This window comes from Microtetraspora sp. NBRC 16547 (assembly GCF_030268965.1).
Taxonomy (GTDB): Bacteria; Actinomycetota; Actinomycetes; order Streptosporangiales; family Streptosporangiaceae; genus Microtetraspora.
This window is the reverse complement of record NZ_BSSE01000053.1, coordinates 1-15,617: the sequence shown is the minus strand read 5'-3', so window position 1 is coordinate 15,617 and position 15,617 is coordinate 1. Positions and strand designations below refer to the sequence as shown.

Sequence of the window (15,617 nt, the reverse complement as noted above, 5' to 3'; positions counted from 1 at the left end):
CTTTCGAGGTGCCGTTCTCCTGCAGGATCAAGATCTAGTCAATCCAGATCATGCCAGGTCAGAGCGGCACCTTTTGTCGTATGTGACGCTAGGTGACGATCATCCGCATGTCGGTGAATTCACGAGGCTAAGTGCCGCGCACCGATCGAGGCCGGCGAGGAGATCGAGACCTACAGCGTCGGTCGGATCAATCGGTACGAGCACGTCCTCTGCCCGAAGACCGCCGATGTGACGTGCAGCATCTGCGGTGATAGGTGGATCGAGTGCGACTGCCCCTGAGATGGTGGGGTCAGTCGTCCGTTCCGATCTGCTGCCGGATCGCTTTGCTCGTTAGCTATCACTTTCTTACGTAAGATCATCGCTGAACTAATCGAAGAAGACATGCCTCCGGCGGGGGCGCTCCGGCTCCAGGATGATCGCCCGCGCATCGTCGAAGACCGTAGGTGGCTGAGTTAGGGCCTGATCATCCCGTCGCCGTCGACTCGGGACAAGCCGAGCAGGCCAGGGCCAGGGGGCCAAGGTCGTTCGTCCAGTAGGGCGCTCCACCTTGACCCCCTGGCCCTGGCCCGCTTCCCCTTCGGGCGGGTCGACGGTGACGGGATGATCAGGCAGGCGGAGCGTGCGCGCCGCGCAGAGAAGAGCAGGTCACTGGCTGATCGTCGGGCCATTAGCGGGCCATTAGGGGGGTCAACGGCGGTCAGTCACGGTCACTCGCGGGCGGCTCCTTGCCCAGGTCGCCGGCGTTTTCCCTGAAGAGCAGACCGATTTGCAAGCAGCATGTCAGGAGTTCGAATCTCCTAGGCTCCACCGCAGGTCAAAGGCCACTTCCCGTGATCAGGAAGTGGCCCTTTTGATGCCGTACAGCAGTGAAATACAGCAACGGCTACAGCTCCAGATGGTCACCGAGTCGCTTGAGCGCTTTGCGCGTCTCCTCGGACGAGACCTCGCTGTACACGTTCATGGTCACCGCGATCTGGCTGTGCCGGAGGATCTGCATCGCCACGCGGGGGTGGACGTCGAGGGCGACGAGGAGGGACGCACAGGTCTTCCGGGTCGCGTGAACGTGGACCTTCCGCACCCCCGCCTTGACACAAGCGTTCGCGAAGCTGCGCCGGAAGTTCGACGGCTCCACCGGTCGACCACTCGCGGTGGTGAAGACGAGCCCCGTCTCGTGCCAGCTCTCCCCCGCCGAGTCGCGCGCCGTTCGGTAGGTGGCGAGGCGAGACCGAAGCGCCGCGGTCACGATGTCCGGGAAGGGCAACGTGGCATCGGACGACTGGGTCTTGGTCTCGCGGTGGAGAAGTTTCCCACTGACCCGCTGGAACTGCCACCCGATCGTCATCTCGGCTGGGTCGAGGTCAACGTCTTCCCAGCGAAGCCCGAGTGCCTCCCCCAGGCGCAGACCGAGCACCAGGACCAGGACGTAGGCCGGATACATTGGGTCCTGCCGAGTGCGGGCCGACTCCAGGAAGGCCCGCGCCTCGTCGACAGACCACGGCTTGACCTTGCGCTTCGTGGCCCGGACATCTTGACGTTCGCCGCTGCATTTCGCGAGAGCGTCTCTTCCCGTACGGCGTTGCTCAGTGCGGCGCGGAGCGTCATGTACGCGTCGTGAACCGTCCACTCAGAAGGCTTCTGCTTGCAGCACTTTCCCACCGCGCAGCAGTGCCGACGTGGCTTCGGGTTGCTGTGCTTCCCAATTGGCGGGCCAGTGTAATTGCCCCCAAACTGATCTTGCCCCGCCGATTCAGCACCACCGCACGATTCGTCAAACCCCTCACGCTCGTGGGTATGACATGATCGGTTTGTCACCTCAACAGGCGTTGCCGGGGCGCCCGAGGCCTGTGGGCCGAACCAGTGGCTACATAAGAGGCGGTCAGGTGGCAGCTGTATGCGTGGCGCACGATCGGCGCCCTGAATAAACACCACTGGATCCCGGCACCCCAGGCTTTACCCTCCGTCGCCGGCCGGGGGCACTTTGGGGGCACCTAGCACCGGAAAGCGCTGGCAAGCGATGACAACGAACGGAAGCGTTTCTGCAGGTCGTTTGTGGTTCGGAGCGAATCCGTGCAGGTAGCGGTCATGCGGAATTAGAACCCGGCCTACAGGCCGACTCGGCCGCTGCCAGAGCATTATTAGGTCAGCCGGCTCTTGATCACATACTGAGCTGCCATGTCCCCCGCGAGCTTGATCTGTGCGGAGAGGACCTGATCTGCAGATCCGAACACCTTGAAGGACAACGCAGAACCGCCCACCGCCTGCGCCAGCCTCAGTTCGAGTGTGGCCTTGGTGCCCACCAAGGGGTAGCTGTGCCAGCTTCCCTCATTCTCATCGTCCGTATCCGGCAGGGCGGTATCGACCGCCATCCAGTCAAGATCATCGAATGTGTAGCCGACCAGCCACGCGAGAACTTCACAGAGAACTCTCGCGTTTTCCTCCAAGATCCATCCCGTATGGATTAGATCTGACCGATGCAACATCCACACCCCACTGCAGCATGAGCCCGACTTGCAGAATGCGTACACACTAGAGGCGACAAGTGTTCAAGGTCGGATGCGTGAACAACTGCGTGACAACGCTAGTGGTCGCTGCTGGACACTGGCGGAAGTCCATGGACTATCAGAGCAGGTCAGCAACGTATCCGGGCAGCTCAGGCATCCGTCCCTGTTACGTGATAAGGAAACGGTTGGCGCTGGCCGGCGCATTCTCTGCGTGACAACCTGGCCGAAGATCACTGCCAATGCGCCAAACGGTAGGGTGCGCCTGCAATAATGAGCTGACAGGGGCATTGAGAGGTGGTCCATGAAACCAGCAGGCATCGTTCTTGACGACACCGAACGCCTGCAATGGGACTTCACGCCACTCGTGAGCGTTGGACCGCTGCGGTTCGGCATGAGCTTCCATGAAGTGGCTGCTGCGCTGGATGATGACATCCCTTCCGGCCTGAGCCACGGTAGATGGGGAGTGCGTTACGTACACTTCCATCTGCCCACATCTCACGGACTCGCCCTGACCGCCTACTTCGCAGAGTCAGGATGCCTGTCCTGCATCGCGATCGACGCGCATCATGGCCCTCAGGTCACGATGAATGGCCTTCGGTTGGTTGGACGTGTGCCGTCCCAACTGGTGGATCTGTTCGTGGATTACCTGCAGTCGCAGGGACTAGGGGACGCGGTCCGCGCCTCGCAGTACGGAGATATCGGAGCTGACGAGTTCGGGCTCGTCCTGCGTGCCCAACGCGCCGACGATATCCTCCTCACCCGTCCAGTCTTCGTTGCCCGCGAATGGGCCGACCGTGTCTGCGACGTGACCGAGGGCGCCGTCCCTGAAGAAGAGTGGCAGGTGTACTGCTGAGGAGCACATCGGCTGATCACTCGCGTGCCACAGACGTGCCAGACGTGGCGGTCTGCAAGGGGCATTCGCGGGGACTGACGGATAGCCTTGTGCACCTCCTGAGCTGCACCCCAGCAGGTCACGCGACGATGGCCCGAAGTCTTCCAAACTGGCTAGACGGGTTCGATTCCCTCATCCGCACCAACGGTGGAGGCGCAGAAAATCACGCTCATGAAGAGTCCTGGTGGTCAGAACTTGCCACTGAAAAGCGCGATGCGGTGACCGGCCAGGTGGCGAGTGAACTCGGCGACGAACTCCGCTCGCAGCGGTGCCCAATTCCAGAACGTAAAGCCGAGATGGCCGAATGCGAAGTAGTCATCGGCCCACTTCCATGAGGTCGGCTCGACCAACCGCGTACAGGCCGGACAGGGGATGATAACGTCGCGTCCCTCGTCCCAGCCGTGTACAACTCCGCTGAAGGGCTCCCAGGCCTCCTCGATGAGTTCGAAGTCCTCGTCAACAAGCTCGATCTCCACCGAGCAGTGCGGGCAGGTAACGGCTATAGGATCACCCTGTCCCGCGTCGAAGGCGGTACGGCAGGTAATGATGTCCAGGCCGTTGATCCGCACGTCCTGCCATGGCACGCTCCAGCCCGAGGCGTCCACCATCTCATCAGCACGCGGGCCGGGTGGGTACCCGAGATCGCTGCCTAGGGTGCAGTCCGTGCGCTCGGCTGACACGATTCCCGAAGAGATCAGCCAGTCCCGAACATCTGCCGCTAGAGTTTCAGCCTCTTGAGGCGATGCCTGGACGTCCACGATTGTTTGAAACCAATCCCCCACGATTCCTCCCTGCCATTGCAGTAGAACGACGTGAACCATACCGCTGGCCACTGACAACGTCCTGTTGCTGTACAGCAGCGGAGTACAGCAACGCCGCCTCATATGGTCACACGCCACCGGCCCGTAACTACCTTTTGAGCAGCGCGAGGAGTCCTCTGCCTCGTGACTGGCTCCCGTTTGCAAGCAGGAAGTCAGGGGTTCGAATCCCCTAGGCTCCACCATCAAGAGGGCAGGGTAGGTGGGCCGGCGCTCATTCACCCGTTGCCCAACGACGTGGTTGCCTGCCGGGACCCCACCCCGAGCGGTCCTCGCTGCCGCTCGGGCTGTCTCTTTCTGGGGCGCACCTCCGGCGCGCAAGGTCATCGCGAGTGGGACGCTTCGCGCATAGGGCTCAACGTTTCTCCCAGTCGAGCCAAGCCTCGACCCCTGCAGGCCTTCGCTTCGCTCAGACGTTTCTTCCTCGGAGACGCAGGCTACGCCTGCGCTTCAATCGGTCCCGCTTGGTTGGCAATGACCACGATGAAACCGGGGCGCAACTCTGCCCGGAGAGACACCGAACCTACCGGATACCTGCTCGTCTTGATGGGTTGATCCGTACCGAGCCTGGCTATGGGCAGTGCCAACTTCCCAGGGTGCCAGAGCCACTTTAACCTGGCCACCAGCGGCGACACGCACTTGGCCGTTGACACAGGGAGCGCCAGACCGTGCGGCAAGAGCTGGGCGAAGGTCATGGGAATAGGCCCCTGACTTAGCGCGATGACGGCGCGCCCTCCATATCCAGGGACCGCGCCGTCAAGAGACACCTACACCCTCTGGCCTTCCAGCAAGGTGGCCCAGACCTTGGCAGCCTTGTTGTACGACCACCGATGAGTCTCGTAGATCGTCTCCCCGCCGTCACGGTCGTATTCCGTCCGGCGGATGTTGGACTGACCGCCCATACGACGCAGCTCGAGCTTGGCGCGCGGAGAGCGGATCCCGGCGGGCGTGAGCCGGGCGTTTTCGCGAGACGCGAGAGACCTCCGTGCCAGGCGGAAAGTCCCACCCGACACGGAGGCCTCTCGTCACGTCAACAACGTGCTGGTGTCAGTCCACCTAAGCCACCGGCTTGGTGGCTATGGAGGTCTTGCTGACCGTGGTGTACCCGACCTTCGATCCGGTCACCGTCACCGTGATCTTGTGGCCACGCTGCGATGACGTCGGTGTGAAGGTGGAGCCGGTCGCCCCCGCAATCGCTTCGTCGTCCGCGTACCACTGGTAGCTCAGGGTGGTGCCCGACGTCCATGTGCCAGGCTTGGCCGTGAGATTGCCCGCGACCTTCGCCGGGCCCGAGATCGTCGGGGTCGACGCAACAAGGGTGCCGGGCGTGATCTTCAGGACGAACGCGCTCTGAGACGTGTCATAGGTGGAGCCAGGGTCGGGCTGGAAACGCGCCACCCCGACGACGCTGGTGCCGGGACCACCGGGGAACTGGTTGACCGAGCATGTCGCGGTGCCGTGGGAGACTTTCGCCTGACAGATCGGGTCCTCGCCGTTCTCGAAGAACATCGTTCCTCTCGCCGTGGCGGGTGACACGCTCGCGGTGAACGTGGCCTTCGACCCGAACGGCACATCCACGTTCGAGACGCTGACCTTGGTCGGCGTCAGCACCGGTACAGGAACCGGCTTCACCGTGACCACCCGCGAGCCCACGGCCGTGTTCCCGTTCGCATCCGAGACACGGTAGGCCAGCGAGTACACGCCGGCCGTGGTCGTGTCGACGCTTCCGATGACCTCGATCTTGGACGGGTCGATGTCGCCGTCGGCGTTGTCGTGGGCGCTGACTCCGGCCAGGGGGTCGAACGTGTCACCGACGGTGATGGTCACGGCCGCAGGGATCGTCAGCACCGGCGGGGTGATGTCGGTCCCGGCCGCGGTCGCAGTGAAGATCCCACCGAACTGGAAAGCGCCCTCGCCAATCGCCTCGCCGGTACCTGTCGTGCTGGCCGCCGCCCATGCGTAGGTCTCACCCTGGGTCAGACCCGTCCAGGTCACGCTAGCCGGCATGCCTGACGCGACCGTCTTGGTTCCGATCACGTCGTTCGACATCGTGACGACGGCCAGGCCGTCGGTGGAGACCGATGTCTTGCGGCTCTGGAGGTTGATCGGGACCGTGAAGTTGTCCTCCGCGCCGTTGTAGCGCAGCGGCGAGTAGGTGTCGTACTGCGTGCTCCCGTACTCGTCGAGGAACGGTGAGTACGTGTCGACGGTCAGCGTGTTCTTCTGCGTGTTGAACTGCAGCATCCGCAGGAACGACGCGCCGAACGTCAGCTTGTCGGTGGCGCGGTGGTCGTACGTCCCGTCACCGTCGACGTCGACCTGGGTGCGGTCGGCGTTCCACACGCAGTAGTGGTGCGTGTCGGTGTCGATCAGGCCGGCCTTGACGCACTTGTCCGGGGAGAACAGCTTGCTGGCCGGGACGTTGTAGCTCTGGTAGTCGGCGAGGAGCTCGACGACCTTGTTCGTGATCTTCGGCCCGTCGAAGCCGCTTCGCAGGTTGATGCCCACGCCGTGCTCGTGGCCCGCGAGGACGAGGGACACGTTCGGATTCGGCTCGACGACCTTCTGGTAGAGGCCATGGCCGTCTTGAGAGAAGCCGCCGCCGCGGCCGTCCTGCTTGCTCGACGGCGACAGGTAGCTGTGGGTGAGCAGGATGCCGTTACGGTCCTTGAACCGCTTGAACACCGAGTCGGCCCACGCCGCCTCCTTCTCGGTCACGCCGTACGAGAGCGAGACGGCAACGAAGTCCTGACCGCCCGCGGAGAACAGCTGGTAGCTGTTCGTGTTGTCCGTGCCCGGCTTGGTGGTCTTCGCGCCCGTGACGGGATCGGTGGTCTCGGTCTCGTCGTAGGAGTGGTACGACGCGCCTTGCGGCCACTTCTTCGCGGCGGCGTATTGGTCGGCTGCGCCGAAGTAGTCGTTCCAGATCTGGTTCGGGGCCTGGACGGCACCGTTCGCGTTGTCGTGGTTGCCCGCCATGATCCCGTACGGGACGCCGCCGTTGATCATGGCGCTGACGGCGTCCTTGGAGAAGTTGAACTCGTGGGCGATCTGAACGTTCTGGTCGATGCCCGAGTAGTTCACCTTGCTCGTGTCGACGACGCCGTAGTCCGGGCTGGCCGGGTCGGTGCTCTTCAGGGAGGACGCGTCAACTGCGTAGTCCTCGATCATGTCGCCGGTGAGTGCTGCGAAGGCGATCTTGTTGGAGTTCTTGTGGGTCGCGATCCACTCGGGCGCCGCCTTGTACGCCGCCGCCCAGATCTTCGCCTCCTGCGGCGTCTCGACGCCGGTCAGGGAGTTCTGCTGGTAGGTGTTTGCGTAGTACATCTTGTCGTAGTTGCCGCTCGCGCCCTGGTTCAGGTACTGCGGGTCGGTCCAGTGCGCGATGGAGAACTGATAGTCGTCCGGCTGGGCGAAGTGATCCTTGTTCGCGGGCAACCCCGCGGAAGAGTCTCGTGGCTCCAGGTCGTCGGCGAAGGGGTCGGTGCCCAGGACGAGGAGGTGGACCACGCCGGCGTCGACCGCGGAGTCGGCGATCTGGGACCGCACGACGGTCTTGCCGTCGGACTGCCCGGGCGAGGAGCCGACCTCGGTCCAGGCGCCCAGCGTGGTGTCCCACGCCCGAACGCTGACGGCACGGTCGGGGTCGACGACACCACGCCACTCGATGAGCCGACCGTTGCTCTCCGGGGGGACGGTCACGTCGAAGCGCTGGTAGGGAAGCCCGTCATGGGTCGATGCGGACTGGCTCAGAACGTCGTCGAACTTCTGGGTGCCGTCGAGCGGCTTCGACGAGACGGGCGTGAAGTCGAGCGTGGTCGGGATCGAGCTGATCACGCCCTGGCTGCGACCGGTCGCGTAGTCGACGCTGCCCTTGGTGAAGGTGGTGGTGACGTCACCGTGGTCCGGGCTGGTCGCGATCGCGGTGAGGGTCACCGCACCCTTGCCCTGCTCGGTGCCCACCCCGACGTTCGCCGGGATGGCGGTGGAGGTGAACGGGATCGTCCAGTCAATCGGGTCGCCGAAGGAGGTCTTGCCGATGACGGAGATCTGATGGCTGCCCGCCCTCAGGCCGGCGCCGATGGTGTCGCCGAGGTCGATCGACGTGCCGTCCAGTGCGTAGTGCCACAGGCCGGCGGCTTCACCATTGACGAGTTTCAGTCCGAACGTCACTGGCTTGGTGATGGTGCCGTTCGCCGCGGGCGTGCTCGAGTCGAGGTGCACTGTCGGTGCGGGGAGGGAACCGAGTCCGTCCGCGTAGAGCTTGACCACCTGACGGGCAGCCAGCGGCGAGCCCCAGATGCGCGTTCCGGCGTAGGAGGCCGGAACGTTGGAGTTCGACGTGGCGTTGTTGCCGTTCTGGTTGCCGCCGACGAAGTAGCTGGTCGTCGTGGTGTTGCCGACGCCGCCGGGATGCATCATCGGGCCGGGGTTGGCGGTGGCCTGCGCAAGCATGCCGTTGACGTAGAGGCGGATGTGGCTGCCGTCGTAGGTCAGGACGGCGTCGTACCACTTGCCGGGTTCGATGGTGCCGTAAGCGCTCTTGTAGTGGTTGGTCGTCCCGTTGTCCACGACTGCCACGGTGGCGGTGAGTTGGTTGTTGCCCGTGAGAGCGATCCCGAAACCGCCGCCCCAGTATGAGCCGCAGAGCTTGCCGTTCGCCCACGGGGCGTTCGGAGAGATGTCCTCGCTGTTGATCTTGAACTGGCACTCCATGCTGAAGCCGTCGGCGTCGTCGAGCGCGTCCCAGTGGGTGCCGAGGTCGTAGCCGAGCGCGGTGTATCCGCCGTCGACGGAGACCACGCCGTGGTCGAGCCCCTGGCCGCTGGCGTCGTACGCGGGCTTGCCGAACGCCTTCACGGGGAGGCCGTTGCCACTGGCGTCGTCACGGTTGCCGTCGGCGAAGCTGACGTCGAGGACGTCGGCGTCCGGGACGGTCTCCGGGGCGGTGCTCCATTCGCGGTTCAGGCTGGCCACCTGGGCCAGGGTCAGCGGCATGCTGAACGCGCGAATCGCGGCGTACTTCGCGCTGTAGGCGTAGGGCTTGGCGGGCACGTTGTTGTTGCTGCCGCTCGAGCCGACGAAGATCGCCGTCGTGGTGGTCGGCTGCGGGTGCCACATCTTCCCTGAGACCGCGACCGACGACTTGGCGACGCCGTCGAGGTAGAGCTTGAACGTCGCCCCGTCGTACGTGACGACGACGTCGTGCCAGACACCCTTCGTCAGCGGGACGTCGGGCGTCGTGGTGTAGCTGTTCGGGTGCGCCGGATCACCTCCGGTGCGGAGGACCGCCCGCGCGGCGTCGTTGTAGGCCGTGATCCCGAAACCACCGCCCCAGTTGGCGTTGCACAGCGGCTGGGCCGTGTTCGCCGGCGCCGTCGAGGTCTCGGGGATGTAGAAGACGCACTCGGAGGAGAAGCCGTTCGCGTCGGTGAGGTCGTTCCAGTAGTTCCCGAGGTCGTACGAGATGCCGTCATCGGTGCCGTTGAGGGTGACCGCGTTGTGCAGCAGTTGGGGATCGAACGCAACCTTCGGGCTGCCGGTGGTCCGCACGGGGAAGCCGGCTCCCGCGGACAGCGTGCCGTCCGTGAAGTCGGCGTTGAAAGTCGCCGTGCTGGAGATCGGGGCGCCCGGGGAGTCCTCAACGGGGGCGCCGTCACCGGGCTTGGGTGCGTCGAGGATGTGCTGAACGCTGATCTGGTCGGGCGTAAGGACCGTGCCCCACACCTTGAATGTTGCGTACGTCGCAGCCTGGCTCTTGGCGCCGGTGTTCGCGTCGCCGCCGGCCGAGGCCTGCCCCAGCCAGGAGGTGTCGATGTTGGGCGTGCCGAAGTTGGGGTGGTGGATCGGGTTGGGTGTTGACGCCACAAGGGCCGCGCCCGCGGGCTTGCCGTCGATGTACAGCTGCATCGTTCCTGCTGCGCTGTTTCCTGCCGCGGTGGTGCCCGTGTAGGTACCGGTCAGGTGATACCAGGTGCCCGGCTTGATATCGACCCACGGGCCGTCGCAGTAGCCACCGCTGTTGCAGCCTGCTCCGATGTTGATGCGCGCGCGCACCTGCGGCACGAACTGCGGCGTCGCGTCGGCACCCTTGTCGACGACTTGGACCTGGAAGCCGTAACCACCGCCGGAGAGCGTCCCGCAGAATGTCTGCGCCGCCTTCGCCGCGGTGTACGCGGTGGCGTCGAGCCGCAGCATGCATGACCACGTCATGCCGTTCGCGTCCGTCAGCGAGTCCCAGTAGGGGTCGAGGTGGAAGCCGATGCCGTTCGTGGAGCCGTCGAGGCTCGCCGTGGCGGTGCCGACCTCCGAGTTGTAACCGACCGTCGGGACCCCGACGATGCGTGCCGGGATGGCGTGGGCGGCGTCGCTCACCGACCCGTCGGCGCCGAACTTGGCGTTCAGCACGTCAGGCTTCGGCTGCCTCAGCGCCGCCGCGTAGGGGGCATGCGCCAAGGCGACCTGGTCGGCGCTCAGCTGCGAGCCCCAGATGCGCTCGGCTGCGTACGTGACGTTCTGGAATGGCGCATTGGCCTTGTCGTTGTTCTTGATGTGCGAGCCCAGCCACACCGTCGTGTTGGGCTGCGGGCTCTGCGGAAGAACGGGATGGTCGGTGGCGAGGGTGTCCGTCGCGATGAGCGCGCCGTTGACGTAGAACTTTCGGGTCTTGTGGCCGTCGAAGGTCTCCACCACGTCGTACCAGTGACCAGCCTGCATCGTGTATCGCGCCGAGTACGAGTACGACCCGCTGTTTCGCACCGAGACGTAGACCGTGTTCTCGTTGACGTAGACGCTGAACCCCCCGCCCCAGGACGAGTGGCAGTACTGCTGGTCGGCCTGAGAGGAGAACTTGATGTACTTGAAGACGCACTGGTAGCTGAACCCGTCGACGGCGGCAGTGCCCGTGGTGGGGTCGACGTAGCTGTCGGTGATCTTGTCGTACTGGCTGCCAAGCGTGAAGCCGATCGAGTCGTCGACGCCGTCGGTCGTGGCTCCGACGACTCCGAGGTCACGGTCGTAGGAGTAAGTGGGTGCGCCGGAGATCTGAGGGGTGAACGCATTGGGCGAGTGGTCCACCGGGGCGCCGCTGCCGAAGTCGACATCGAGCACATCGGCGGCCGGCAGGGTGGTCGCCGCAGTGGCGCTTGCCGACGTGACCCCTGCAAAACCGACGCCCAGGAGCGCCGCTGAGGCGCACAGGGCAATGAGACTTCGGAAGCGATGGCGGGGACTCATGAGTTTCCTCTTCATTCGAACTTAGGAGGTTGCGTACGCAGCGCGCGCGGCGGCCGCGACCTGGCTAACCTGGGTGGCCATCGCCGCTGAGAAGAGCCCCATGGCTGCGAAGAGGCGCCACCGCCTCGTCCGTATAGGAGGTTGTGTTGTCACGACAGTTGCTCCTGACGTCTCGGGGGGATTGGTCAGCTGTTCGCTGACCCGCTCAGGCCACCACGAGGTTCGTGGCGGCGAGGGCGGTGATGCCGCAGCCGAGGAGGGTGATGCCTGCGGCTGCGAGTACGGGAGCCACGCGGGTGGCCAGGTGGAGGACTGCGTGTGACCCGGTCGCGCGGACCACGAGGTTGCGGCCTCTCAGTGCGAGCAGGCCGACGACGAACAGCACGCCGGCCAGGCCGAGGCCGAAGCAGATGACCAGCACGAGTGCGAAGCCTGCGCGGCCGGAGAAGAACCCCGTCACGAGCAGCAGAAACGCTGTCGGGGAGGGCGTCAGACCACCCGAGATCCCGAGCAATACCAGACCCGGCCTCGACGCCGCAGGCGCGTGCCCGTGTCTATGCCCGTGCCCGTGCCCGTGCCCATGGCCATGCCCGTGGCCGGGGCCGCCCTTGGTGCGGAGGTGGCGCCGGAGCAGCCAGAGCCCGGTCCCGATCACCAGGAGGCCCGCGACGAGCTCCAGACTCGTGGTCAGCGTCTTCATCTCCACCAGGGAGGAGAGGGAGAAGAAGGTCCAGGCGACACCGAGGGCCAGGCACGACAGGGTGTGCATGATCGCGACCGACCCGCCCAGCCACAGGGCGTCCCGGGCCCTGCCCTCGGAGCCGACCAGGTACGCCGCCGCGAGGCTCTTCCCGTGTCCGGGCGCCAGCGCATGGGCGGCACCGGCAAGCAGAGCGACGACGACCGCCGCCGGAGCGAAGCTCGGCGAGGTGAGATAGCTCTGCAGCTTGTCCCCGAGCTCGGTCGCTCCTATGAACAATGGCGCAACCGCGGGCACCGACAGGGTACGAAGCATCGGGTCAGCCTCGCTGCCCTGGAGGCACGGCGCTCTTGCGCGTCTTGGAGCCCGTGGAGGCGGTGGCCTCGGCCGGCTTCCGGCGGCTGCGGCGACGGAACCAGACCAGTCCGGCGACCGCACCGGCCAGCGCGAGCACCCCGAGGCCCACCAGCGACATCTGCACCGCGGCACTCCGCCCGAGGTCAGAGCCTTCCGTCTCGCCGGCCATCGTGGCCAGCGTCCAGGAGTGACTGGTCAGGTTGCCGTCGTACACGGCCTTCTGGCCGTCGGGGCTGCTCGCGAGCGTCTTGTACGCCGGGTTGAGGTCGGTGAGCATCGAGACCCGGACGTCGACCTCTGTCACCGGTTCGGAGCAGGTGAACTCGAGCGTGGCGCCGTCGTTCAGCACGTCGGACTTGTCCGCGACCACGCCGGCGCAGCGGGCTGCGTCGGCGGTCACCGTAATCTGCTCGAGCAGGTAGTCCTCGAACGCCGGTGACCTCTGGAGGAGCGCCGGGTCAGAGTCGTCGAAGAAGACGGCTCCGTCGAGCATCACCCGGTCATCCGGCAGCAAGCCCAGGTACATGGCGAGATAGGTGAGGTCGTCGACCATGCCGACCTTCCAGTGGACGCGCACCCTGTCCACGCCGATCACGCTGATCTCAGCGGTCTGCGGGTCGCCGAACGGATGCGCGGCCGCGGAACCTGTCGGTCCGAATGCGGTGAGCCCGAGAGCGGCCAGAGCCACCACGAGGCAGCGCACGACAGATGGCACGGATTTGGTCCTTGAAGAGCCGGGAAGCCGACGGTGTTGGCGGAGGCATGAGCCGCGGCACCGACGACAGATCGTCACGGCGTCGGGTGAACAGGTGGCCAACGACGATCACCGGGCGACTCAATTTGGTCCGAAATATTCCAAAAAAGCATGGCCGAAACAGTCGCGGCGCGTGGCCAGTCCTGTGACGTGTGGCTGAGCACGTGCCTGCCTTTTGCCGGGGGTGGAATGCAGGTGTTCGAGTAAGCGGTGATGGGTCCACCCGCAAAGGCCAAGTCCCTCGACCGGACTACCGCCACCGGGGCTCCCCGACCGCTGGAATGTCTACGGGACCCTAACGGCTGGGGAAGCTGGTCAATCAGGCGATCTTGGTGCTGGAACGTAACGGTCCGGCCGAAGGCAGGCCGCTGGTGGACACCGTAACCGGTTCCAAGATTCCTAACATGAAGGAGTTGCGGCCCGGTTCGACCGGTCGCAGCGAGATCCGCATCTTGTTCGTCTTCGACCCCTGGCGGTCGGCGATCTTGCTGGTCGCGGGAGATAAGGCGGGTAACTGGGAACGCTGGTATCTGCAGGCGATTCCACGAGCCGAACACCTGTATGAGATCTACCTGATGGAGCGGCACAAGGAGATGAACCAGTGAGCAGCTATCGCAAGTGGCGCGAGAGCGGTCACTTGGAGCGTGCGATTGAAACCGCCGGCGGCGTAGAGGCGTTCGAAGACGAGGTTCATCACCTGCGTCAGGAGACGCAGGTGTGGCGGCTGGCGGAGATGCGCAAACGTCGAATCTCCTAGGCTCCACCGCAGGTCAAAGGCCACTTCCCTTGATCAGGAAGTGGCCTTTTCGATCTTGTGAGACGGCGAAGTGCGGAGCTGACGCACGGGCAATCGGCTATCCGGCGGATTGCCTTTCCGCTGTCAACAGGGCGGCTCTGAAAGTCAGCCTGCCTTGAGGAACTGCTCGAATGCTTCTCGGGCCAGTGCGGACACCGTCTTACCCTCTTGCTCGGCTCGAGCCTTCGCGCGTTCGCGTAGTTCTTCGGGTACCCGGAAGGAGACCCTTGGTGAGTGCGTCCCGTCGCGTGTCAGTGAGGGACGCCCGCCACGGCTGGTCGGGACGGGTACGCGGCCCTCGTCGATCGCACGGTGAACATCGGCGATCGCATCATCCACATACTTGTCGGTGATCCGATTGCCCTTGCTGTCGTAGATCTCTTCGAAGTCACTGTCGATCTCGTCGTGATCCAGGACCAACTCGATGTCGTCAGGCGGCCACGCTTCTCGGTGCTCGGTCATGGCTTCCTCCTCCTCAACGCGGTCGGCATCACGTGAATGATCACCAGGTACTTATCGGTGAGGACGCCGATCACTTCCAGTTCGACGCCCCTATCATCTGGGCCGATCCACACCCATCGGTCCTCCAAGTTAGGGTCGGCAGCCGGAACGATGGCCGGCGGTCCGGATCGAACCACGTGAAGAGCACGCGCCTGCCCGATGCGGTGCTTGCGTGCCGACCGGTAGAAGCGCAACTTCCTCATGCCCATATTATGTCCGACACAACCATGATGGGTAGGGCGTTCCGTAGACACGCGCACATGGTGGGCGTGCGTGTCCCGGTCGGTGGTGACTCGGGATCCGCGTGGCTGAGCTGATCGTCGGGCCCTCCCCACCCGAAATCACCAGGGATTAACGCGCCCACTCGATCAGGAAGACAGCAACCAGAGACAGCGGAAGCAACTGGACGACCGCGACCTCAGGACGCCGACGCAGCGCCACTATCGCAATAGCCAGCATGATCAGCGCGACGACCGTCCCCGCCCCATACACAGCAAGGGACTCACGATGATGTTGAGCTTCCCATGCCGCTTCGGTCATCTCGGGCCCGCCGCCAAAAAGACGGAAGCCGCCAGCGGCCACCGCCACGTAGAGGCCCACCATCATTAGAAAGCCGTCCCCGATCAGAACAGCCACACTGACCACGACCTGATCAAGCACTGAGCGCTTTCCCACGCCTTGACCGTCCACTCTGCGACGGTATAGGCAAAAGTGCTTCCGGCGGGGGCCTCGGCTCCGGGATGATCGCCCGAGCGTGAGCCGGTCCGTAGCTGGCTGAGGTGGAAGCCTGATCGTCCCGCCCGCCACGACCCAGGCAAGCGCAGCAGACTAGGTCGTGTTTTGTAGATCACGAGACGGGATTGCGGAGCCAGATCCGTATCGAAGCGACATCTATGGTGCCGAGATACATGAAGTCGCGCTTGTCGTAGCGGGTTGCGACGGCACGGCACTGTTTCAGCAGGTTGAAGCAGCGTTCCCCCGTGTTCCGATCTCTGTATCGGACAGAGTCGAACCCCGGGGGACGACCGCCCTTGGAGCCCAGTTTCCGCCGGTTGGCCTGCT

Annotated in this window: 12 protein-coding genes and 1 pseudogene; 3 read left to right on the top strand and 10 right to left on the bottom strand. The window is 64.6% G+C overall.

Annotated features, from left to right (window positions below; genetic code table 11):
- Positions 1-883: 883 nt before the first annotated feature.
- Together QSK17_RS35140 and QSK17_RS35135 are read right to left on the bottom strand one after the other, a co-directional pair.
- The gene (locus QSK17_RS35140) at positions 884-1,438 is read right to left on the bottom strand and encodes a tyrosine-type recombinase/integrase (protein WP_285710901.1); all 555 of its coding nucleotides are present in this window, start codon (positions 1,436-1,438) and stop codon (positions 884-886) included.
- A 697-nt stretch (positions 1,439-2,135) separates the two neighbouring features.
- Positions 2,136-2,441 (bottom strand): hypothetical protein, encoded by a 306-nt coding sequence (locus tag QSK17_RS35135; RefSeq protein WP_285710899.1) that lies wholly within the window; start codon positions 2,439-2,441, stop codon positions 2,136-2,138.
- 361 nt (positions 2,442-2,802) lie between these two features.
- Between QSK17_RS35135 and QSK17_RS35130 the strand changes: the two genes are divergently transcribed.
- Positions 2,803-3,354, top strand: coding sequence for a hypothetical protein (locus QSK17_RS35130; RefSeq protein WP_285710895.1), 552 nt, complete (start codon positions 2,803-2,805; stop codon positions 3,352-3,354).
- A gap of 227 nt (positions 3,355-3,581) precedes the next feature.
- Here the strand turns inward: QSK17_RS35130 and QSK17_RS35125 are convergent, their stop codons facing one another.
- The 4 genes from QSK17_RS35125 to QSK17_RS35110 all read right to left on the bottom strand — a co-directional run bounded on the left by QSK17_RS35125 (position 3,582) and on the right by QSK17_RS35110 (position 13,219).
- Positions 3,582-4,175, bottom strand: coding sequence for a hypothetical protein (locus QSK17_RS35125; RefSeq protein ID WP_285710892.1), 594 nt, complete (start codon positions 4,173-4,175; stop codon positions 3,582-3,584).
- Positions 4,176-5,267: 1,092 nt separating this feature from the next.
- Positions 5,268-11,447, bottom strand: coding sequence for a LamG-like jellyroll fold domain-containing protein (locus QSK17_RS35120; protein ID WP_285710891.1), 6,180 nt, complete (start codon positions 11,445-11,447; stop codon positions 5,268-5,270).
- A gap of 205 nt (positions 11,448-11,652) precedes the next feature.
- Positions 11,653-12,462: a hypothetical protein gene (locus QSK17_RS35115; protein WP_285710888.1), complete on the bottom strand. Its 810-nt coding sequence runs from the start codon at positions 12,460-12,462 to the stop codon at positions 11,653-11,655.
- 4 nt (positions 12,463-12,466) lie between these two features.
- Positions 12,467-13,219, bottom strand: a complete 753-nt coding sequence (locus tag QSK17_RS35110) for a hypothetical protein (protein WP_285710886.1) — start codon at positions 13,217-13,219, stop codon at positions 12,467-12,469.
- Between the two features lie 368 nt (positions 13,220-13,587).
- Here QSK17_RS35110 and QSK17_RS35105 point away from each other — a divergent pair, with 368 nt between their 5' ends.
- On the top strand, positions 13,588-13,863 hold the full coding sequence (locus QSK17_RS35105; protein WP_502889348.1) for a type II toxin-antitoxin system RelE/ParE family toxin: 276 nt from the start codon (positions 13,588-13,590) through the stop codon (positions 13,861-13,863).
- Positions 13,860-14,015 carry a hypothetical protein gene (locus tag QSK17_RS35100; protein WP_285710883.1) on the top strand — a complete coding sequence of 52 codons (156 nt, stop codon included), beginning with the start codon at positions 13,860-13,862 and terminating at the stop codon, positions 14,013-14,015. The genes QSK17_RS35105 and QSK17_RS35100 overlap by 4 nt, the downstream gene beginning before the upstream one ends.
- A gap of 144 nt (positions 14,016-14,159) precedes the next feature.
- Here the strand turns inward: QSK17_RS35100 and QSK17_RS35095 are convergent, their stop codons facing one another.
- From QSK17_RS35095 to QSK17_RS35080, 4 genes and pseudogenes are all read right to left on the bottom strand, one after another.
- On the bottom strand, positions 14,160-14,516 hold the full coding sequence (locus tag QSK17_RS35095) for a hypothetical protein (protein ID WP_285710880.1): 357 nt from the start codon (positions 14,514-14,516) through the stop codon (positions 14,160-14,162).
- A complete protein-coding gene (locus QSK17_RS35090; protein ID WP_285710877.1) occupies positions 14,513-14,758 on the bottom strand; it encodes a hypothetical protein in 246 nt (81 codons plus the stop codon). Before QSK17_RS35090 ends, QSK17_RS35095 begins: the two co-directional genes overlap by 4 nt.
- 148 nt (positions 14,759-14,906) lie before the next feature.
- The gene (locus QSK17_RS35085; RefSeq protein WP_285710875.1) at positions 14,907-15,215 is read right to left on the bottom strand and encodes a hypothetical protein; all 309 of its coding nucleotides are present in this window, start codon (positions 15,213-15,215) and stop codon (positions 14,907-14,909) included.
- Positions 15,216-15,402: 187 nt separating this feature from the next.
- Positions 15,403-15,617: pseudogene (locus QSK17_RS35080) on the bottom strand (IS5/IS1182 family transposase); the annotation flags it as partial.